This is a genomic window from Streptosporangium sp. NPDC004631, from assembly GCF_053601935.1.
The window spans coordinates 1-19,862 of sequence record NZ_JBSGCR010000034.1 but is presented as its reverse complement, the minus strand read 5'-3'; the positions used below and the strand labels follow the sequence as shown (position 1 = coordinate 19,862).

The 19,862-nt window shown below is 70.7% G+C and carries 17 protein-coding genes and 1 pseudogene; 10 read left to right on the top strand and 8 right to left on the bottom strand.

What is annotated here, in order from left to right:
* Window positions 1-11: 11 nt before the first annotated feature.
* A complete protein-coding gene (locus ACWEF2_RS26645; RefSeq protein WP_453819072.1) occupies window positions 12-782 on the bottom strand; it encodes a helix-turn-helix domain-containing protein in 771 nt (256 codons plus the stop codon).
* Window positions 783-1,313: 531 nt separating this feature from the next.
* On the opposite strand from ACWEF2_RS26645, the gene ACWEF2_RS26640 reads away from it, so the two are divergent.
* The 3 genes from ACWEF2_RS26640 to ACWEF2_RS26630 are packed head-to-tail and all read left to right on the top strand — an operon-like array spanning window position 1,314 to window position 4,601.
* Window positions 1,314-1,883, top strand: coding sequence for a DUF5987 family protein (locus ACWEF2_RS26640; protein ID WP_453819071.1), 570 nt, complete (start codon window positions 1,314-1,316; stop codon window positions 1,881-1,883).
* On the top strand, window positions 1,880-3,535 hold the full coding sequence (locus tag ACWEF2_RS26635) for a GMC family oxidoreductase N-terminal domain-containing protein (protein ID WP_453819070.1): 1,656 nt from the start codon (window positions 1,880-1,882) through the stop codon (window positions 3,533-3,535). Before ACWEF2_RS26640 ends, ACWEF2_RS26635 begins: the two co-directional genes overlap by 4 nt.
* 19 nt (window positions 3,536-3,554) lie before the next feature.
* On the top strand, window positions 3,555-4,601 hold the full coding sequence (locus ACWEF2_RS26630; protein ID WP_453819069.1) for a carboxymuconolactone decarboxylase family protein: 1,047 nt from the start codon (window positions 3,555-3,557) through the stop codon (window positions 4,599-4,601).
* A gap of 283 nt (window positions 4,602-4,884) precedes the next feature.
* Here the strand turns inward: ACWEF2_RS26630 and ACWEF2_RS26625 are convergent, their stop codons facing one another.
* Window positions 4,885-5,448, bottom strand: a complete 564-nt coding sequence (locus ACWEF2_RS26625; RefSeq protein ID WP_453819068.1) for a hypothetical protein — start codon at window positions 5,446-5,448, stop codon at window positions 4,885-4,887.
* Window positions 5,449-5,684: 236 nt separating this feature from the next.
* Here ACWEF2_RS26625 and ACWEF2_RS26620 point away from each other — a divergent pair, with 236 nt between their 5' ends.
* Entirely contained in the window at window positions 5,685-5,963 is a 279-nt protein-coding gene (locus ACWEF2_RS26620; protein ID WP_453819067.1) for a hypothetical protein, read from the top strand.
* A 221-nt stretch (window positions 5,964-6,184) separates the two neighbouring features.
* Window positions 6,185-7,726 carry an acyl-CoA carboxylase subunit beta gene (locus ACWEF2_RS26615; protein WP_453819109.1) on the top strand — a complete coding sequence of 514 codons (1,542 nt, stop codon included), beginning with the start codon at window positions 6,185-6,187 and terminating at the stop codon, window positions 7,724-7,726.
* Window positions 7,727-7,816: 90 nt separating this feature from the next.
* Here the strand turns inward: ACWEF2_RS26615 and ACWEF2_RS26610 are convergent, their stop codons facing one another.
* Window positions 7,817-8,500 carry a TetR/AcrR family transcriptional regulator gene (locus tag ACWEF2_RS26610; RefSeq protein ID WP_453819066.1) on the bottom strand — a complete coding sequence of 228 codons (684 nt, stop codon included), beginning with the start codon at window positions 8,498-8,500 and terminating at the stop codon, window positions 7,817-7,819.
* A gap of 85 nt (window positions 8,501-8,585) precedes the next feature.
* On the opposite strand from ACWEF2_RS26610, the gene ACWEF2_RS26605 reads away from it, so the two are divergent.
* Window positions 8,586-9,890, top strand: coding sequence for a carotenoid oxygenase family protein (locus ACWEF2_RS26605; RefSeq protein WP_453819065.1), 1,305 nt, complete (start codon window positions 8,586-8,588; stop codon window positions 9,888-9,890).
* 81 nt (window positions 9,891-9,971) lie between these two features.
* On the opposite strand, the gene ACWEF2_RS26600 is transcribed toward ACWEF2_RS26605, so the two are convergent.
* Window positions 9,972-10,424, bottom strand: a complete 453-nt coding sequence (locus ACWEF2_RS26600) for a hypothetical protein (RefSeq protein WP_453819064.1) — start codon at window positions 10,422-10,424, stop codon at window positions 9,972-9,974.
* Between the two features lie 96 nt (window positions 10,425-10,520).
* Here ACWEF2_RS26600 and ACWEF2_RS26595 point away from each other — a divergent pair, with 96 nt between their 5' ends.
* The 3 genes from ACWEF2_RS26595 (at window position 10,521) to ACWEF2_RS26585 (ending at window position 13,112) form a co-directional block, all read left to right on the top strand.
* A complete protein-coding gene (locus ACWEF2_RS26595) occupies window positions 10,521-11,207 on the top strand; it encodes a response regulator transcription factor (RefSeq protein WP_453819063.1) in 687 nt (228 codons plus the stop codon).
* 33 nt (window positions 11,208-11,240) lie between these two features.
* A complete protein-coding gene (locus ACWEF2_RS26590; RefSeq protein WP_453819062.1) occupies window positions 11,241-12,518 on the top strand; it encodes a sensor histidine kinase in 1,278 nt (425 codons plus the stop codon).
* A 108-nt stretch (window positions 12,519-12,626) separates the two neighbouring features.
* On the top strand, window positions 12,627-13,112 hold the full coding sequence (locus ACWEF2_RS26585; RefSeq protein ID WP_453819061.1) for a hypothetical protein: 486 nt from the start codon (window positions 12,627-12,629) through the stop codon (window positions 13,110-13,112).
* Between the two features lie 168 nt (window positions 13,113-13,280).
* Here the strand turns inward: ACWEF2_RS26585 and rfbB are convergent, their stop codons facing one another.
* The 4 genes from rfbB to ACWEF2_RS26565 form a co-directional block, all read right to left on the bottom strand.
* A complete protein-coding gene (rfbB, locus tag ACWEF2_RS26580) occupies window positions 13,281-14,252 on the bottom strand; it encodes a dTDP-glucose 4,6-dehydratase (protein ID WP_453819060.1) in 972 nt (323 codons plus the stop codon).
* A gap of 381 nt (window positions 14,253-14,633) precedes the next feature.
* Complete coding sequence (locus ACWEF2_RS26575) at window positions 14,634-15,386, bottom strand: thioesterase II family protein (RefSeq protein ID WP_453819059.1); 753 nt, start codon at window positions 15,384-15,386, stop codon at window positions 14,634-14,636.
* Between the two features lie 145 nt (window positions 15,387-15,531).
* Entirely contained in the window at window positions 15,532-17,379 is a 1,848-nt protein-coding gene (locus tag ACWEF2_RS26570; RefSeq protein WP_453819058.1) for an ABC transporter ATP-binding protein, read from the bottom strand.
* A complete protein-coding gene (locus ACWEF2_RS26565; RefSeq protein ID WP_453819057.1) occupies window positions 17,376-19,088 on the bottom strand; it encodes an ABC transporter ATP-binding protein in 1,713 nt (570 codons plus the stop codon). Before ACWEF2_RS26565 ends, ACWEF2_RS26570 begins: the two co-directional genes overlap by 4 nt.
* 651 nt (window positions 19,089-19,739) lie before the next feature.
* On the opposite strand from ACWEF2_RS26565, the pseudogene ACWEF2_RS26560 reads away from it, so the two are divergent.
* Window positions 19,740-19,862 (top strand): annotated as a pseudogene (locus tag ACWEF2_RS26560) (sensor histidine kinase KdpD); the annotation flags it as partial.

Here is a 19,862-nt window from a genome sequence, read left to right as displayed (position 1 = left end):
AGGTCACAGGGTCAGCTCGCGACCGAGTTGAGCGCCACCAGTCGTACGTCGAGCAGGGCGAGCAGAACGGGAGGGTCGAGGGTGTCTATCGGTCGTAGTTGAACATCAGCGGGTTTCACCACGATGTCGCGCTTTACTGTGATCGGTCCGTAGCCGCCGACGTACACCGACTGATCCCGGCCCAGGTTGCCGATGCTCTTCTCGTTGCCGGGAGCCACCGAGTGCGCCAGCAGATGCCAGGCGCCCTGGGGGACGTCGTCCAGCACATACGGTCCCGGACGGCGCAGCACGGCGCACCGCACCGGGGGGCCCTGCGGGATGCAGGTGGGGAACAGTCCGACGAAAATGAGGCCGCACTGTTCCGCCGACGGCGCCCAGACCCTGCCCTGGACGGACGCCGGCCGTGTCTCCTTGCCGCCGGGCCGGTCACCGGTGGAGATCAGCGGGGCGAAACCACCGTGCCGGCGGTATGTCGTGGGTGCGAGCCCCACGCAGCTTTTGAAACGGGAACTGAAGGTGCCGACGCTGGAGTAACCAACCTGGATGCTGATGTCCGCGACGCTCAACGAGGTCGAAAGCAGGAGCCGCTTGGCCTCCTGTAGCCGTAGCGCCGACAGGAACCGTCCGGGGGAGATACCGGTGACCTGCCGGAACACCCGGGAGAAATGAAACTTGCTGAACATGGCGGTGCGGGCCATGTCGTCGATGGTGAGCTCGTCGCCGAGGTGTTCGCGCATGGTCTCGATAACCCGCCTGACAGCTTTCTCAAGAGCCTCTTCCACTGCACCTCTCCATTTGTTGAAAATTCATCCACATGAACGACGTGAAAGATATTCATTAAATCGCCCTTTTGCCCCGGTGTGATTCTTGGCCGTGTGGATTTGCCGCCGCACGGGTTTTTTTATCCCTGTCGAGCGGCTAATGAAATGATCGGCATCAATATTTCTAAATCAACATCTGACAGCTGTCAACTGTGCTAGCAATGTGTGCTCCCCGTGTCTGAGCTGCTACTCTAGGTTGTGAGTGTCATTAATAGGGTATTAGTGCGCTGCTAAAAACGGCATGGAAAGAGGGTTGACAGGACGGCAATTCAGAAGATGCGCAACCCATGACCACACTCGGACGATGGAGCCGACCGGAACCGAATTTGATATGTGAGTTCATTTGCTCACAGATGCTCACAGATCTCGCCGGGCGAGGGTCGTGCCGGCCCCACCCGCCGCCGGATCCCGTCTGTGAAACGAGGGTTCGGTCGACGCGACGACTTCTCGGCGGCACAAGCCGTACTCCCTCGCCGACAGGAGGAAACGCCGGTGCAACCGGGTATCCCAGACGAAGAGCAGGCCAGGACGATGACGCTGGAGGCGTTCGCGGACACGATCGTCCCCGGTGAGAAGCGCTCACCGGACGACCAGGCGATCGCCGGCGCCGTGACGGGCGGCGGCGCGGTGGTGGCCGGCGCCGTCGAACTGCTGGAGACGCCCGCGACCGGGCTGGCCCCCGCGCTGGGCGACTTCGCCCGGCTGCTGAACGAGCACGCGCGGAGCTACGCCGCCCAGTGCGGGCTCGACCTCGACACCACCCCGCCGCCGTTCGTCGCCCTGTCGTTCTCCCACCGCACCGCCCTGGTGGGGATACTCACCGCTCCCGGCCACCCGGAGCGGGAGCTCTGGGTCAGCGTCGCCCTGTTCAGCAACATGGCCTTCGACACCGCCGCCCACATGCACACCCTGGACGCCATCGCCGCCGGTCACCCAGGTCTGGCGGCGATGGGCTTCGCCAAGCCGGACGCCGACGGCCTGTGGCGCTTCCCCGACTACTCCTACGGGCGGAGGCTGGCCGGCCTCCACCCGGGTACGACCTCGACGGGGAGCCCCGCATGAGCGCCGGGGAGACCACGGACGTCCTCGTGGTCGGCAGCGGTTTCGGCGGCGCGATCGCGGCCTACCACCTCGCGGCCGGCGGCGCCCGGGTCGTGGTGCTCGAACGCGGGCCGTGGTTGCGGGGGGAGGACTTCGACCACGACTTCAAGCTCGGGTCGTCCTACACGCGGATCTTCGACTTCGTGCTGGGCGACGGCATGAGCCTGCTCGGAGGCAACTGCGTCGGCGGCGGCAGCGTCGTGTACTTCGCCGCGATGCCCCGCGCGCCGCGGTTCGTCTTCGAGCGCCGGGGGAACATCGGCAGGCGGATGTGGCCCGCGGCCATCACCCGCGACATCCTGGACCCCTGGTACGACCGGGTGGCCGAGGCGCTCCCGGTGACCAGGCAGGACTGGGACTCGGTCACCTACTCGGGCGGGCTGTTCGCGGCGGCGTGCGCGCACGCCGGGCGCACGGCCAACCCGGTGCCGGTGGCCATCGACGGCGACAAGTGCACGAACTGCAACTGGATGATGTCCGGCTGCCGGTTCGACGCCAAACGCTCCCTGCTCTTCAACTACCTGCCCGCGGCCGTCGCGCACGGGGCGCAGATCCGGCCGATGCACGAGGTGCAGCACCTGTCCCGCACCGGCGACGGCGGCTACCGGGTGCACTACGGCGTCGTCGACGACGAGGACTACCGGGTGCAGACCGGGAGCGGGACGATCGACGCCAAGATCGTTGTACTGGCGGCCGGCGCCGGAGCCACCCCGGTGATCCTCCAGCGCTCGGCGGCCGCCCTGGGCGCCATGCCGACCGCCGTGGGCAGATACTTCTCCGGCAACGGTGAACGGCTCAACACCGCGATCCTCAACGAGGACCGGGTACGCGACCTGCTCGGGCTGACCCGCGGCGGGGGAGCGGCCTACGAGGCGTCCCAGATCGGCAAGGGGCCGTGCGTGGCGAGCTGGGACCGCCTGGACGGCTCGCTGCCCGAGTACTCCCGCTACTCGCTGGAGCAGCTCTACTTCCCGCCCGGCTTCGGCACCATCCTCGCGCAGGTGCCCGACGCGACCGGTCCCACCTGGTTCGGCGCGGAGAAGAAGGAGCTCCTACGGCGCTGGCAGTCGTGGCTCACCATCTTCACCATGAGCGAGGACGACAACGAGGGGGTCTTCGGGCCACCCCCGCCCTCCGGCAACGCGGTACGCATCTCCCAGCAGATGCTCGGGCGCGGCCCGATCCGGTACCGGCCGACCGCGAACACGCTGCGCGGCTGGGCGCAGGCCGACGCCGACGTGCGGGACATCATGGAGCGCGACGGGCTGTCCCGGGTGATGCCGTGGACCAACGACGTGGTGGGCGCCTACACCGTGCACCCGCTGGCCTCCTGCCGCATCGGCGACGATCCGAGCACCTCGGCGCTTGACGACCGTCACGAGCTGCGCGGCCATCCGGGCATCTTCGTCACCGACGGCTCGGCCGTGCCGGGGGCGCTGACGGTCAACCCGGCGCTGACCATCGCCGCGCTGGCCGAACGCGCGATCCCGGCCATCGTGGGGGCCGCGCGGGAGCGGGGTGTGGAGGTCGTCTACGGGGCGCCGTCACCGGACGGAGCCACGAGCGGACGGCGCGGGGCTCTGCCGTTCGTGCCCGGCCTGGTGCGCAGGTAGCCGAGTGAGGGGGCACGCGATGGGCGGGACGCTTGTCCGGGCGGCGCTGCGGAGGTCACTCGGCCGGATCCGCCACGTCTCCCCGGTACGGCCGGACGCCGCGCGGGGACCGGTCGCCGAGGTCTACGCGCGGTGCGAGCGGGAGTTCGGCATGCTCGCGCCGCCCGTCGCCCTCCACTCGCCCGCACCGGCGCTCCTGGCGGCCTGCTGGATGATGCTGCGGGAGACGCTCCTGGCCGGCGGGCCGGCCGGCCGCCCCGCCAGGGAGGCGGTCGCGGCCGGGGTGTCGCTCGGCAACGCCTGCCCCTACTGCGCGGAGGTGCACGGTGCCACGCTGCGCGGCCTGATCGGGGGGAGGGAGGCCGCGGGGCGCCTCGCGCCGATCACCGCGTGGGCGCGGACGGGGGGGACGCGGGGGGAGGCCGCCGGACGGGGGAGGCCGTTCCCGGCCGGGCAGACCGCGGAGTTCGTGGGCGTGGCGGTCACCTTTCACTATCTCAACCGCATGGTCAATGTGTTTCTGGACGACACCCCCCTTCCGCCGCGCGTGCCCGCCGCGGCACGTGGCGGCCTCATGCGGGCGCTCGGCCGGTTCATGCGGCCCGCGGCCCGCGGGGGACGGGCGCCGGGCGCCTCGCTGGACCTGCTGCCCGCGGCGCCGCTGCCCGCCGACCTGTCCTGGGCGGCCGGCGCGCCGGGCGTGGCCGGTGCCTTCGCCCGTACGGCACAGGCCGTCGAGGCGGCGGGCCGTCACTCGGTGCCCGAGGCCGTACGCGACCTTGTCGCGACCCGGCTGGCGGCCTGGGACGGCCGCCCCGCCGGTCTCGGCCGGGCATGGGCCGAGGACGCCGTGTCGGGCCTGCCCGCCGCCGATCGTCCGGCCGGACGGCTGGCCCTGCTGACGGCCCTGGCCTCGTACCAGGTCGGCCCGTCCGAGGTTCGGGCGTTCCGGGCCGGCGGCCCGGACGACGCGACCCTGATCGAGCTCACCTCGTGGGCGGCCTTCGCCGCGGCCAGGCGGCTGGGCGGCCGGATGGCGGAGGGGCCGGTGGACACCCCGGCGTAGTGCCGGGGAAACGGCCATTCTTTCGCTACTCGTGAGAAATTCTCATGTCAATTTCCCGGTCGGGTTTCAGAGCCCGAACGCCCAAAGTCGAGGTGCCGCGCGACGGAGACGCCGAGAACGCGCGACGGTCCGGGCCGTTAACGCGGCCCGGACCGATGTGCCTGCCGCCGATATCCGGCGGGAGACGTGAGCGGGAGTGTTTCCGTGAATTTCGGTCCGCCCCTAAGTGAGGCGGACGGGGCCGGCGGGCACGGGGGCGCCCCGCCGCGCGGGCGCGTTCCCGTCAGGCGGGCGCCGGTGCGCAGGTGCATCTCATGATCGCGCGCTCGGACGCGGTGGGGCGGCGGTGGAGGATCATCGCCACCACCATGGGCGCGAAGACGATCGCGTTGTAGAACAGGTGCAGTTCGACGCGGGGGACCAGGAGCTGGATGATGCTCGTCGGCACCGGCCTGCCCAGCAGGTGGTTGCCGGTGAGCGCCTGCAGGAGCAGCAGCAGGTGCTCCAGGTGATGCCAGACCTGGATGCCCAGCGCGATGTTCCACCAGGTACGGGCCCGGCCGGTGAAACCCTTCCTGAGCAGGATGAACCCGATGAGCATGATCAGTGCGTAGCCGTAGTGCATCCACTCGGACGTCACCAGCCACGGGAAGGGCAGTCCGAGCACGCCCCGGGCCTTGGGCACCGGCCAGCCCAGGGCGTATATCTGCACGGCCTGCACCACGTGCTCGGCCCAGTGGGCCAGCACGATCAGCAGGAAGATGTTCAGGCCGGTCCGGTGACGGGACCCGTTGACGGTCGCCATCCCGCCGGGAAAGCGACCCGCCGAAGCCGCCTCAGACACCATGCGGAAACCTCCGCTCTCGAATTGAGCTGCATCGCTGAATGTCCGTAATGGAGATTACTGTCACGCCGCCGCCAACCGTGGCAACCCGAATTCACCGTGTCCTTCCTCCGGATTGCTGGATTGTCGGATTCGCCCCCCGATGGAGGGTAACTCCGGTCGGGTAAAAGCACAATTGGAGAAGACAGAGGGATCTCCGTTCGTGCACGCTTGATGCGAAACGCCTAATGACTCCGCCCATGAGCGAGGTATTTCTGATGCCGGTGAGCGTGACAGGCGGTACCGGGTTCGCCGGTGCGTACTCGGTCGCGGCGTCCGTGCGGGCGGGCCGCCGGGTCCGTCCGCTCGTGCGCGAGCCGTCCGGGGTGGGCCGTGCCCCGGCCCCGTTCGGCGCCGCCCCGATACCCGTCGCCGAGACCCGGGGGGACACCGTGCGCCTGCTGTGCCGGAACGGCCACCTGCCGGCCCGGCAGGCGGGTACGGCCGCCGCGGACCCGTCGCCGGTGACGGCGCGATGACCGGAGACGTCACCATGAGCGAGCTGATCGACCGGCGGCCCCCCGTGCCGGACACCGCCCCCCCGATCCCGGACCTCGCGGACCCCGCGCCCGACGCCTCCGCCAGGCCAGCGACGGAGGCCGGGGGGCACGCCGACGGTGACCCCTCCGACCCCGCAGACGGTTCCGGCCATGTGAACGGACGTCCCCCGCGGGACCCGCCGCCGGGGGCGGTGCGGACGATGGACCTCCTGCGGGAGCGGCACAGCGGGCTGCGCGGCCGGATCGCCGCCGGTTCCCGGGGCGCGGTGGACCGGCAGCGGGCGCTCGGCAAGCGCACGGCGCGGGAACGGCTGGACCTGCTGCTGGACGAGGGGTCGTTCACCGAGATCGACATGTACCGCCGTCACCAGGCCCACGGCCTCAAGATCGGCGAGCACCGCCCGCACACCGACGGCGTGATCGCCGGATCCGGCACCGTCGACGGTCGCCGGGTGTTCGTCTACGCCCAGGACTTCACCGTCTTCGGCGGATCGCTCGGCCAGGCGCACGCGTCGAAGATCCACAAGGTGATGGACCTGGCGATCGCCACCGGGTCTCCGCTCATCGGGCTCAACGACAGCGGAGGCGCCCGGATCCAGGAGGGGGTGATGGCCCTCGACGGATACGGCGGGATATTCCGCCGCAACGTCGAGGCCTCGGGGGTGATACCGCAGATCAGCGTGGTGCTCGGCCCCTGCGCCGGTGGGGCGGCCTACTCGCCGGCCCTGGCCGACTTCACCTTCATGGTCCGCGACACCGCGAAGATGTATCTGACCGGGCCGGACGTCGTCGAGGCGGTCAGCGGGCAGCGCGTCAGCCACGAGGACCTCGGCGGAGCCGAGGTTCACGGCAGGCTGTCCGGGGTGGCGACCTTCGTCCACGACGACGAGGAGAGCGCCCTTGAGGACGTGCGCCACCTCATCTCGCTGCTCCCCAGCAACAACCTGGATCCGCCGCCCAGCGCGCCGTCGCGCCAGGCGGCCATGGACCACCGGCCCCGGCTCGCCGAGATCGTGCCGGTCGAGCCGAACAAGCCCTACGACATGCGGTCGGTCGTCGCCGAACTGGTCGACGACGAGGAGTTCCTTGAGGTGCACGAGGGCTGGGCGCCCAACGTGATCTGCGTGCTGGCCCGCGTCGACGGCGAGGTGGTCGGCGTGGTCGGCAACCAGCCCATGGTGCTCGCCGGTGTGCTGGACGCCGTCGCGGCGCAGAAGGCGGCACGGTTCGTGCGGTTCTGCGATGCCTTCGGCATCCCGCTGGTGACGCTGGTCGACGTGCCGGGCTTTCTGCCCGGCACCGAGCAGGAGCACGCGGGCGTCATCCGGCACGGGGCCAAGCTGCTGTACGCCTACTGCGAGGCGACCGTGCCCCGCATCCAGGTCATTCTGCGCAAGGCGTACGGCGGGGCGTACATCGTGATGGACTCCCGTTCCATCGGCAGTGACCTGTCGCTGGCGTGGCCGACGAACGAGATCGCGGTGATGGGCGCCGAGGGCGCGGTGAACGTCGTCTTCCGCAAGGAGCTGGCCGCCGCCGCCGACCCCGAGGGGCTCAGGTCGGACCTGGTCGCCGAGTACGCCGAGCAGCTCATGCACCCGCACTACGCGGCGGAGCGGGGACTGGTCGACGACGTGATCGACCCGGCGCAGACACGGTCCGCGATCGCGCGAGGGCTGGCCATGCTGCGGAACAAGCGTCAGACGCCGCCCCGGCGCAAGCACGGCAACATGCCGCTCTGACCGCCGGCCGGGGGAGCCTCGCCGGCCGCTCCCGGCTGGGCGGCCACCAGACCGGGGCACGCCTGTGGGCCGCCGGGGCGGCGGCCGGCGTCACCCGCCCGCGGCCGGTTCCGTCCGCACGGCCTCGACCTCGTCGCGCATCCGGCCCCTGGAGGCCGCCACCGAGCCGGTGGCGGCCTCCAGGGTGTCGCCGGAGCTGACCATCAGGCCGACGAGCTGCGCCTCGAAGCACCGGTCGGCGTCGTAGGGGGCGATCAGGTAGCCGCCCAGTTCGAGGGCGACCAGCCCGTGGATCGCGCTCCACATCAGGTGCGCGACGAGCTCGGCGTCGCCGGCCCGGAACCGGCCCGCCGCGAAACACCGGGTCGCGCACTCCACGGCGTTGCCCAGGGTGTAGCGCCCGTGCCGGCGGTCCTCCTCCGTGAGGGAGAACCCGGCCAGTGAGGATCCGCCGAACATCACCGCGTACAGGTGCGGGTTGGCCAGCGCGTTGTACCGGTACGCCCTGCCGAGCAGGGCCATGTCGGCGACCGGGTCGCCGGTCCGGCGTACGCGGGTGAGGTGGTGATGCAGGCGGGCGAACCCCTCGCGCACCATCTCGCGCACCAGTCCGCTCATCCCGCCGAAGTGGGTGTAGACCGCCATCGTCGAGCTGTCCGCCTCGGTGGCGAGCCGCCGGGTGGAAAGGGCCTGGGGGCCCTCCTCGGCCAGCAGCCGGGCGGCGATGTCAACCAGCACCGGCCGGATCGTGGGGTCGGCCCGACGAGGACTCATCTTGACAGTATTGCATAACAGCGATATGTTTTATCCACAACGCTGTTATGGTATTTACCGGCCTCGCCCCGAGGAGGCGATCGGCATGGCTGCCCCAGCTCGCGCACCCGGTCCGGTAACGGCACTCGCCTCCCCGGCGATCGCCCGATGGGCGCAGGAGGAACGTCTGCCGATCGAGGGCGCGCTCCCCGCGGACCTGGACGGGTGCCTCCTCCAGACCTTCCCTCATCCGGCGGGAGCGGGCCGGGCCGGTGGCGGGCTCGTCCTCTCGGGCGTCAGGCTGGGCGCGGGCGCCGCCCGCAGGCACCGCGCCACGGCGGTGGCGCGAGGCGACACCCCGCTCGGGCCGGTCCCGGCCCTGGCCCCCTCGCTCCGGTTCGCCGACGGCGCCGCCCACGGTGCCGCCGACGCCGACGGCACGCCGGCTCCGCGGGCCCCCGGTCACCTCTGCGGCCATGTCACGCTGGCCCGCCCGATCCGCGACCCGGCGACCGGGTGGTGGCACACGGTCGCCGGCCATCCGGGCCTGGGACAGGCCGAGCACCTGGTCGCCCGCCCCGGAGGCACCGTGGTGCGGGCCCGGCCGTTCGCCCTTGGCGGCGCACCCCTCATGCACGCGGTCGCGCTCACCGAGCGGTACGTCGTCGTGTTCGACCTGCCCGTGGTCTACCGCCACGCGGTGGCCCTGGTCGGCGCGCGTCTCCCCTACACCTGGCAGCCGGGCAGGCCCGCGCGCGTCGGTCTTCTCCCCCGGCACGGTACGGCGGAGCCGCGCTGGTTCCGGATCGGCCCCTGCCACATCTCCCGGGCGGTGAACGCCTACGACGAGGACGACCGGGTCGTCCTGGACGCGGTGTGGCACCCGAGGGCCTTCGACGCCACCCCCGTGCCCGCGCCGCCGCACCTGCGCCGCCTGACATTCGACCTGGCCGGTGGCGCCGTCCGCGAGCGACCGCTGAGCGCGGCCCACCAGACGGCACTGGTGGACGAGCGGGTCTGCGGTCGCAGGCACCGTCACGTGTTCGGCTCTCACGACCGGCCACGCGGGGCGGTCCTGGTCCGCCACGATCTCGTGGCGGGCCGTACCCACACCTACGAGCTCGGCGGGGGGCGGAGGGTCGACCCTCCCGTCTTCGTGCCGCGGCCGGCCCGTGGCGTGCCCGGTGGACAGCGGGACACCGAGGGCGACGGCTGGATCCTGGCCCTCGCGCACGACGACGCCCACCGGCGCGCCGAGCTGCTGGTGTTCGACGCGCTCGACCTGGCCGCCGGGCCGTCCGCCGCGGTCAGCCTCCCGGGCGGCTCTCCCGCGGCGCACCGTGCCACCTGGCTGCCCGCCGAAGAGATCTCCTCGCCGGCCCGGCCGGGGCCGCCGCACGCCGGGGCCTGAGCCGTCGCGTACCGGGCCGGTCCCGGCGCGGAGACGGTGCCGGGCCGGACGCCGTCCGGATGAGCCGGGCCCGAGACGATCTCAGTCGGACTCGTGATCGTCGTCGGGGCGGATCGTCGCGCTGGGCGTCCCGTACGGGCAGGTGACCTCCACCACGATCCGGTGGTCGTCGGACTCGAACTCGATCGAGGTGATGGGCGCGGGACCGCTTTCGACCTCGTCGACGCCGTACCCCTGGGCGGGACTCCACGAGAACAGGGAGGCCCGGCCCGCCTCGCATGTGGCCATCAGGGAACCCTCGGGATAGGAGAAGCTCCTGACGGCCGCGCCCGGCGGGAGGGAGGCCGGAGGCTGGGCGACGGGGCCGCCGCTCGCGCCGGCCAGCACGCGCTCGACCTCGCCCGACGTCATGACCCTGACCTCCTGGCCGGTGAGGTCGGCACCGATCAAGGACACCGCCCAGGTGCCGGCGACCACGGTGAGGGCCGCCGCGGTGAGCCAGCTCCCGAGGCCGAGCAGTGCGCGTCGATTCATCAAATGAACATCCAACTTCTAGAACCATCAATCTATAAAGTACATTTTTTTATGTTGTGCTGTTAATCGAGGCTTTCGGTGGAGGGGTAGGTCACGGTGGCGCATCTTCTGCTCGTCGAGGACGACCCCCTGGTCCGGTCCGCGCTGATCCGCGCGCTGACCGAGCGCGGGCATGCCGTGACCTCCGCCTCCGCGGGCATGCAGGGACTCACCCGGGCGGTGGAGGACCGGCCCGACCTCGTCGTTCTCGATCTCGGCCTGCCCGACCTGGACGGCTGCGAGGTGCTGCGGATGCTGCGAGCCGTCAGCACCGTTCCGGTCATCGTGGCGACCGCGCGTGACGACGAGCGGGAGATCGTCCGGGCGCTGGACGCCGGGGCCGACGACTACGTGGTCAAACCGTTCGGCGGTGCCCAGCTGGACGCCCGGATCAGGGCCGTGCTCCGCCGGGGCAGGGAGGCCGACAACGGCATGCCCCCCGTGGCGGTCGGCGGCCTCCGTGTCGAACCGGCGGCACGCGAGGCGACCCTCGACGGGGTCCTCCTGGGTCTCACGCCCAAGGAGTTCGACCTGCTGCACTATCTCGCGGTCCGGGCCGGGCAGGTCGTCACCAGGCGGGAACTGCTCACCGAGGTCTGGCGAATGGCGTACGGCGGCGCGGACAAGACCGTCGACGTGCACCTGTCCTGGCTCCGCCGCAAGCTGGGGGAGAGCGCCCAGCGGCCCCGCTACCTGCAGACCGTCCACGGGGTCGGCGTCAAACTCGTCGATCCGGGCCCGTGAGACGGACGGGGTGAATCGGATGAGGAGCACCGGATGAGGCGGCGGCTCGCCCTCCTGGCGATGGCGACCACCTCGCTGGTCCTCGTCGCGTTCCTGGTGCCGCTGGCCATGCTGGTGAGCACGGTCGCCGCCGAGCGGGCCACCGCCGGGGCCACCGCCGGAGCGCAGGCTCTGGTCCCCGTGGTCGCCCTCGGCGACCAAGCCACCCTCGGCGCCACGGTACGGCAGGCCGGCGAGTCCACCGGGACGCCGATCACCGTCTTCCTGCCGGACGGCACGCTTCTCGGCTCCCCCGCCCCACGCGGCCCCTCGGTGGAACTGGCCACACGTGGGCGCAGCATCACCGTGGAAACGCCGGGGGGCAGGGAGATCCTCGTGGCGGTCCAGCGCGGAACCGGCGGAACCGCGGTCATCCGCACGTTCGTCGGCACCGAAAGGCTCAGGCAGGGGGTCGGACGCGCCTGGCTCGTGCTCGGCCTGATCGGGCTGGCCCTGCTCGCCGTGAGCGTCGTCGTCGCCGACAGGCTCGCCCGCTCCCTGATCCAGCCGGTCCGGCAGGTCGCCGGCGTCTCCCGCCGGTTGGCGGACGGGGATCTGGACGCGCGCGTCGACCCGGCGGGCCCATCGGAGATCCGCGACGTCGGCACCGCCCTCAACCAGCTCGCGACGCGCATCCGTGAGCTGCTCGCCCGCGAACGCGAGGCCGTCGCCGACCTCTCCCATCAGCTCCGCACCCCGGTCACCGCGCTCCGGTTGGAGGTCGAGTCCCTGGGTGACAGGGACGAGGCCGGACGGGTGAGGGATGCCGTCGACACCGTCGAGCGCATGGTCACCCAGGTGATCAGGGAGGCTCGCCGGTTCGACCGGAAGGGGGTGGCGCGCTGCGACGCCGCCGAGGTGGTCGCCGAGCGGGTCACCTTCTGGTCGGCGCTGGCCGAGGACCAGGACCGGCCGGTACGGCGCGGGCTCACCCCCGACCCGCTCCCCGTCAGGGTGAGCGCGCAGGATCTGGCGGCCTGTGTCGACCTGCTGCTGGAGAACGTCTTCGCCCACACTCCCGACGGCACGCCCTTCACCGTGGAGCTGACGCCGCGCCCCGGAGGCGGCGCCCGCCTGGTGATCGCCGACGAGGGACCCGGGTTCGCGCATCCGGCCCCGGTCGCCAGGGGGACGAGTGGCGGGTCGTCCACCGGGCTCGGCCTGGACATCGCCCGCCGTACCGCCGAGGGCTCCGGGGGCGGCCTGAGGGCCGGCGGGTCGCCGTCCGGAGGGGCCGAAATCACCCTGGAATTCGGCCCGCCGCTGCCTTAACCATTTATTAGGAAAGTCGCATCATTTTGCTATTGCCCGGCACGGCACTCTCAAGGGGACACCGTAAAAATCCCCGGATAACGCCGGAAGCCACAAGGGAGAATCCAGATGCGCAAGCCCCTGATCACTTTCGCGGGACTCGCGGTCGCCGCGCTCGCCGTGAGCGGAGGCGTCGCCTTCGCCGCCCAGGACGACAACGAGCCCCGCCCGGCCGGCACGATCTTCGTCGCCCCGCCCCTCTTCGAGACCAAGGCGAGCAGCAGCGCCATCCAGGACGACCCCGGCCGGCAGACCGGGAGCCCGGACGGCAAGGCGGGGAACACCGGCGACGACAAGTGCGAGTGGGACGACGACGACGCCGACGACGCCGACGACCGCGCTGAGGACAAGCGGGAGAGGGCCGAGGACAAGGCTGAGGACAAGCGGGAGCAGGCCGAGGACAAGGCCGAGGACCGGTGGGACGACGACGCCGACGACGCCGACGACCGCGCTGAGAACGAGAGGGAGAGGGCCGAAGAGAAGGCCGAGGACAAGCGGGAGCAGGCCGAGGACAAGGCCGAGGACAAGCGGGAGGCCAGGGACGGGTGCGAGTGAGACGAGCGGTCCAAGGGGCAGGATGGCAAGGGCGCTCCCCGGACGCCGCGTCCGGGGAGCGCGGGTGAGCGCCTCCCGGTCAGGACCGGCGGATCCCGTTGAGGACACCGTGGCCGGTCAGCCGATGGGGCGGATCCCACCGGGCGGCGCTCACCTCCGTCATCACTGTCAGCCGACGCCCAGGGCCGCCCGTTCCCTGAGCGGCTCCCACCAGGAGCGGTTCTCCCTGTACCAGGCGACGGTCTCGGCCAGGCCGGTCGCGAAATCCTTGCCGGGAAGATAGCCGAGCTCCGTGCAGATCTTGGTGCAGTCGACCGAGTAGCGGCGGTCGTGGCCCTTGCGGTCCTCGACGAAGTCGACCATGTCCCAGTCCGCGCCGCAGGCGGTCAGCAGCAGGGCGGTCAGCTCCTTGTTGCTCAGCTCGGTACCGCCCCCGATGTTGTAGACCTCGCCGGGACGGCCCGCTGTACGCACCAGCTCGATGCCCCGCACGTGGTCGTCGATGTGCAGCCAGTCGCGGACGTTGAGCCCGTCGCCGTAGAGCGGGACCTTCTTCCCGTCGAGCAGGTTGGTGATGAACAGCGGGATGACCTTCTCGGGGAAGTGGTGGTGCCCGTAGTTGTTGGAGCAGCGGGTCACCCGCACGTCCAGGCCGTGGGTGCGGTGGTAGGCGAGCGCGAGCAGGTCGCCGGCGGCCTTCGACGCCGCGTAGGGGGAGTTGGGCCGCAGCGGGTCGGTCTCCGGCCACGAGCCGACCGCGATGGAGCCGTACACCTCGTCGGTCGAGACGTGCACGAACGACTTCAGTCCGCTGCGGACCGCCGCGTCCAGCAGAGTCTGGGTGCCGGTCACGTTGGTCCTGACGAATTCGGCGGCGTTCTCGATGGACCGGTCGACGTGCGACTCGGCGGCGAAGTGGACCACCTCGTCGTGCTCGGCGACGAGTTCGGCGACCAGGGCGGTGTCGCAGATGTCGCCCTGGACGAAGGTGAAGCGGCCTCGGGCCGGGTCGAGGTTGGCGAGGTTGCCGGCGTAGGTGAGTTTGTCGAGGACCGTGATGGCCGGGCCGCCCCGGTGCGCCAGGGTCCGGACGTAGTGGGAGCCGATGAATCCGGCCCCGCCGGTGACAAGTATCTTCATTTCGCGATCTTCGCCTTTCTGGGACGGCTGCCGCTCAAACAGTCGGAGCCGCCGGGTGACGGATTCACCCGGCGGCTCCCCACAGGACCAGGATTTCACGGGATTTCCCCGAGAGGGCGCAGGACGGCCGGAAGACCTCCCGAACTCCGGGGCTTCATCCCCCCGTGCGGTCCGGGCCCGCACTCTGTCCGCGTTTTCCCGGCGAGGTGGTGGGACACGATATTTCTGCCCTTAATGGCATTTATAGGGTGGATTTTTCTGGTGAGCCGTACGGTGCGCGACGGAGCCGGGATTTCCAGAGGGCGGGCACGCGCGGGAAAGCCCTGGGAGAACGCCCGTCCGGGGTGCCGTGGCGAGCTTTCCGTCGCCTCTTCCGCCGCCTCAGTCGTCGGAGAGCCGTTGGGAGACCAGGTCCCGCACCGCGGCGGCGTGCGCGGTGAGGAAGAAATGACCACCGGGGAAAACCCGCAGCTCAAAGGGGGCGGTCGTGTGCTCGCCCCAGGCGTTCACCTCCTCGACGGTCGCCACCGTGTCGTCGTCGCCGGCCAGGGCGAGGATCGGGCAGTTCAGCCTGGGGCCCGGGCGGTACCGGTAGGTCTCGGAGGCCCGGTAGTCGCTGCGCAGCGCGGGCATGATCATGCGAACGATCTCCTCGTTCTCCAGAACCTGCCCGTCCGTGCCGTGCAACCTCTTGACCTGGGCCAGCAGGTCGCGATCGCTGCCCAGATGCACACGCTCGTTCCGGTGCCGGGAGGGCGCGCGACGGCCGGAGGCGAAGAGGGCCACCGGCGCGGTCCCGTCGCGTTCCAGCCGCCTGGCGACCTCGAAGGCGATGGTCGCGCCCAGGCTGTGGCCGAACAGCGCGATCGGCAGGTTCGTCCACGGCTCCAACTCGACGGCGATCCGGTCCGCCAGCTCGTCGACGTCGTCGATAAGTCTCTCGTGCCACCTGTCCTGGCGCCCTGGATACTGGATTCCCGCCACGTCCACCGTCGGGGGCATGGTCCTGAAGAGCGGGGAGTAGAAACTCGCCGATCCGCCGGCGTGCGGAAAACAGATCAGCCGGGTTCGGGCCCCGTCACCCGGATTAAACCTTCTGATCCACATACCGACATTTCTCTTCAGTATTGTCATGACCATATTCCCTTTCCGATGGTCGTCCACAGTTGAAAATGCCAGTTGCGGGCGCCGGGATCAAGCCCCGCCTTCCCGCCGGGCACGCATGCGGGGGCGTCATAGCGCCTGACCCGCGACGATGACGCACGGGCGGAAAACGAGGCTAGTCGGGAACGCTCGGCAGGTCGGAGACGCTGTCGAGCCAGGCCCGGTGCAGGCCGGCGAAGCGGCCCGCTCCCGCGATGAGCCTCTCGGGCGGCCCGTCCTCCACGATTCTGCCGCCGTCCATCACGAGCACCCGGCCGGCGATCTCGACGGTCGACAGCCGGTGCGCGATGATCACAGCGGTCCGGTCCGCCAGGATCGTGCGCATGGCCTGCTGTACCAGCCGCTCACCGGGGACGTCCAGGCTGGAGGTCGCCTCGTCGAGGATCAGCACCGCGGGGTCGGCGAGGAAGGCCCGGGCGAACGCCACGAGCTGCCGCTGCCCGGCCGACAGTCGGCCGCCGTGCTTGCCGACCGGGGTGTCGTATCCCTGGGGGAGCGCCGAGATGAAGTCGTGGGCACCGATGGAGCGGGCGGCCTCGACGACCTCGGCCAGGGTCGAGGCCGGCCGGCCGAACCTGATGTTGTCGGCGACCGAGCCGGTGAACAGGAAGTTCTCCTGCGTCACCAGGACCACCGCGGCGCGTAGCGACTCCTCGCCCAGCTCGCGCAGGTCGACCCCGTCCAGCAGTACCCGCCCGGCCACCGGGTCGTAGAACCTGGCGATCAGCTTGGCCAACGTGGTCTTCCCCGCTCCGGTGGTGCCGACCACCGCCACGCTCTGCCCCGCGGGGATCGTCAGGTCCAGCCGGGGCAGGACGGGGGTGCCGTCCAGGTAGGAGAACCTCACCGCCTCGAACCGCAGGTGCCCGCGCGGCCGTTCCAGCGGTACGGGGACGCGCGGCTCGGCCACGGCCGGCCTCTCCTCCAGTACGCCGGAGAGCTTCTCCAGCGCCGCCCCCGCGGACTGGAAGGTGTTGTAGAACTGCGAGATCTCCTGCATCGGCTCGTAGAACTGGCGCAGGTAGAGCAGGAAGGCGGCGAGCACGCCGACGGTGACGTCGCCTCCGACGGCCAGCCATCCGCCGTAGAGCAGGACGGCGGCGATCGTGACGTTCCCGATCAGCTTGACACCCGGCATGAAGATCGCGATCAGGTGCATGCTCCGTACGTTGGCGTCCCGGTAGTCGGCGTTGAGCCGGGAGAAGATCTCCTGGTTGCGCGGCTCCCTGCGGAACGCCTGAACCGCCCGGATACCGGTCATCGACTCGACGAAGTGGACGATCACCAGCGCCACGGTCTCCCGGGTCCTGCGGTAGGCGATGCTCGACCGCCGCCGGAACCAGCCGGTGAACAGCAGCAGGATCGGCAGTGGCAGCAGGGCGACCAGGCCCAGCTTGACGTCCAGGACGAGCAGCAGGACGGCGGTGCCGGTCAGCGTCAGCACGGCCGTGACGAGGCCGTCGAACCCCGACTGCAGCATCTCGGAGATGGCCTCGATGTCGGAGGTGAGCCGGGAGACGACCCGGCCCGAGGTGTAGCCGTCGTGGAAGGAGAGCGAGAGCCGCTGGAAGTGGCCGAAGACCCGTCGCCGCAGCTCAAGCAGAACGTCCTGGCCGATGCGGCCGGCCATTGTGAGGAACACCCGCCGGGTCCCCGCTTGGATCGCCGCCGCGGCCAGGATCGCCACGACCACCGTGACCAGGATGGCCGGTCCCCGGCCCGAGCTCATCGGCGGGATACCGGAGTCGATGCCCACTTTGATCAGGAAGGGGATGGCGAGCGAGGCCGCGTTGCTGATCACTATGACCGCGACGAGCAGGGTGATCTCCCGCCGGTACGGTCGCAGCAGCTCGATGAGCAGGCGCCGGGAGCGGGTGCGGAGCAGGAACGACACCCGCTCCGGCAGCTCGTCCCGCTCCTCGGTGGCGACGCCGCGCCAGTTCCGTCCGTCGTCACCGCTCATCGTGGCGCCTCCTGGTCGTCCATGCCCGCCGAGAGCAGCGCGCGGTACTCCGGCACGTTCGCCAGCAGTTCGTGGTGGCGCCCGACCCGGGCGATCGTGCCGTCCATCAGCAGGGCCACCCGGTCGGCGAGCAGCACGGTGGATGCCCGGTGGGCGACCACGATCCCGGTGGCGTCCCGCAGCACGAGGCGCAGCGCCTCCTCCACCAGGGCCTCGGTCTCGACGTCCAGGGCCGAGAGGGTGTCGTCGAGGACGAGGACCTTCGGCCGGCTGAGGACCGCGCGGGCCAGGGCGAGGCGCTGGCGCTGGCCGCCCGACAGGGACATGCCCTGCTCGCCGATCCTGGTCTCCAGTCCCCAGGGCAGCTCGTGGACGAACCCCGCCTGGGCGATCTCCAGCGCCTCCTCCATCTCCTCCTCGGTGGCGTCGTGCCGTCCGAGTGTGAGGTTCTCCCGGACGCTCATGGAGAACAGGATCGGCTCCTCGAAGGCGGTGGCCACCACCGAGCGGAGCGCGGGCAACGACAGGTCCCGTACGTCCTGGCCGTCGATGGTGATCCGGCCCGTGCTCACCTCGTGGAGCCGGGGGACGAGGGCGGTCAGGGTGGTCTTGCCGGAGCCCGTCGCGCCGACGATCGCGACTGTCTCGCCCGGCCGTACCTCCAGCCAGATGTCGCGGAGCACCGGCTCGGCCGCGCCGGGGAAGCGGAACCCCACGCCTTCGAAGCGGAGGTGCCCGCGTGGCCGCTCGATCACGTCCACGCCCCCGATGATCTCCGGTTCGGTGTCGAGCACCTCCATCACACGGTCGGCCGCGGTCATCGCCTCCTGGCCCATCACCAGGATGAAACCGAGTGCCGAGACCGGCCACACCAGCTGCAGCATCAGGGTGGTGAAGGCCACCAGCGTGCCCAGCGTCACCCATCCCGAGCCGGCCGCGAGCGCGCCGAGCAGCAGCACCACGGCGAGGGTGACGTTGGGGATCACCTCAAGGAAGGTGAAGAACCGGGCCGACAGCCGCACCTTCTCCATCGAGGTCCGGTGGACCTTCCCGGCCCCCTCGTCGAAGAGGGCGGAGACGTGCCCGCCCCGGCCGAACGCCTTGATCGTGCGGATGCCGGCCGCGGACTCCTCGATGAGGGTGGCGAGGTCGCCCTGCTGGTCCTGCACCTGACGGGAGACGTCGATGTAGCCCCGCTCGAAACGGAGCGTGGTGAGGACGACGGGCAGCGCCGAGGCGGCGACCAGCAGGCCGAGCGGCCAGTACATGTGCAGCAGCAGCCCGGTCACCGTCACGATCTGGACGCTGATCAGGACGAGGAAGAGCAGGCCGAAGCCGAGGAACCGCCGGATCGTGGACAGGTCGGTCGTCGCGCGGGACAGCAGCTGGCCGGACTGCCAGGCGTCGTGGAAGCTCATCGGCAGCCGCTGGAGATGCCGGTAGAGGTCGTCGCGGATCCTGGTCTCCAGGCCCAGGACGGCGGCGGCCAGCAGCCACCGGCGCAGAAGCACGAACAGCGCCTCGATCACGCCCAGAGCCAGGGCGAGCAGCGCGAGGGGGAACAGGGCGCCGGTGTCGCCGCGGGCGACGGGGCCGTCGATGATCTCTCTGCCGATCAGCGGGATGACGATGCCGATCCCGACTCCGGCGAGGGACGGCAACCAGATGAGGGACATGCGTGTGGTGTAGGGGCGCAGGTAGGATTTCATTCTCCACAGGGAGTTCGTCCTGGCGCGGCGCGTGTTCGGGGGCCGATCAGTACCGGGTTCTCGCGCTGGGGCGGCGGTATCGGGGGGCATCAGCAGGCAGCACGCTCCTTATATTTTTCAGTTGACATAGACACCGGCCGGGGTAAGGACCCGTTAAGGGTAAATCCCCCGTCAACTGAATTTCCGGCTCGCGGGCCCCGTGGTTGACGCCCTGCCGGGCCGCTGACGTCCGCCCGGCACGGGACGGCCATCAGGGTTTCCGTGGCATCCGGTGCCCCGGCAACCGTCCCGGAAGTGGGTGTCTGCCGGCATCGCGGTCACGTGTCCGGCTGCCGCGACGGCTGTCGCCGGGAATCGGGTGTGTCGGAGAGCCGTGTATGGACCGCGTCAATAATCGTTTTGGCAACGTATGGAACCCGTCAAGGTGTGCAAAAACCCCCAAACCTCACGATTTCCTTGCATAGAGGGCACCACCCGGTGGCTGGAAACGCGCAGATCCAAAAGCGCGGGTCCAGTTGAGGAGCGGAGATGAGGGACGGCGTCCCGAACGCTCCCGGCCACGGTCCTCACCGTTACGGTCGGCTCAATCCGGCCCTCGGCCGGGAGTGAGTGAGCGGAGCCCGGGAAACCGGACGGGAGTGGTGAGCGGCGATGAACAGGACGCGCGGGCGGTTGCGCATCTATCTGGGTGCGGCGCCTGGTGTTGGGAAGACCTACGCGATGTTGGATGAGGGGCGTCGGCGGTTGGGGCGTGGCACGGATGTGGTGGTGGGT

Bases quoted from the DNA above. Each gene is read 5' to 3' on its own strand.
- ACWEF2_RS26620 (WP_453819067.1), top strand. From the start codon at position 5,685: ATGAGCGAGGTATTTCTGATGCCGGTGAGCGTGACAGGCGGTACCGGG.
- ACWEF2_RS26590 (WP_453819062.1), top strand. From the start codon at position 11,241: ATGAGGCGGCGGCTCGCCCTCCTGGCGATGGCGACCACCTCGCTGGTC.
- ACWEF2_RS26565 (WP_453819057.1), bottom strand. From the start codon at position 19,088: ATGAAATCCTACCTGCGCCCCTACACCACACGCATGTCCCTCATCTGG.
- ACWEF2_RS26605 (WP_453819065.1), top strand. From the start codon at position 8,586: ATGGCTGCCCCAGCTCGCGCACCCGGTCCGGTAACGGCACTCGCCTCC.
- ACWEF2_RS26625 (WP_453819068.1), bottom strand. From the start codon at position 5,448: ATGGTGTCTGAGGCGGCTTCGGCGGGTCGCTTTCCCGGCGGGATGGCG.
- ACWEF2_RS26600 (WP_453819064.1), bottom strand. From the start codon at position 10,424: ATGAATCGACGCGCACTGCTCGGCCTCGGGAGCTGGCTCACCGCGGCG.
- rfbB (WP_453819060.1), bottom strand. From the start codon at position 14,252: ATGAAGATACTTGTCACCGGCGGGGCCGGATTCATCGGCTCCCACTAC.
- ACWEF2_RS26570 (WP_453819058.1), bottom strand. From the start codon at position 17,379: ATGAGCGGTGACGACGGACGGAACTGGCGCGGCGTCGCCACCGAGGAG.
- ACWEF2_RS26615 (WP_453819109.1), top strand. From the start codon at position 6,185: ATGGACCTCCTGCGGGAGCGGCACAGCGGGCTGCGCGGCCGGATCGCC.
- ACWEF2_RS26635 (WP_453819070.1), top strand. From the start codon at position 1,880: ATGAGCGCCGGGGAGACCACGGACGTCCTCGTGGTCGGCAGCGGTTTC.
- ACWEF2_RS26585 (WP_453819061.1), top strand. From the start codon at position 12,627: ATGCGCAAGCCCCTGATCACTTTCGCGGGACTCGCGGTCGCCGCGCTC.
- ACWEF2_RS26610 (WP_453819066.1), bottom strand. From the start codon at position 8,500: ATGAGTCCTCGTCGGGCCGACCCCACGATCCGGCCGGTGCTGGTTGAC.
- ACWEF2_RS26575 (WP_453819059.1), bottom strand. From the start codon at position 15,386: ATGACAATACTGAAGAGAAATGTCGGTATGTGGATCAGAAGGTTTAAT.
- ACWEF2_RS26630 (WP_453819069.1), top strand. From the start codon at position 3,555: ATGGGCGGGACGCTTGTCCGGGCGGCGCTGCGGAGGTCACTCGGCCGG.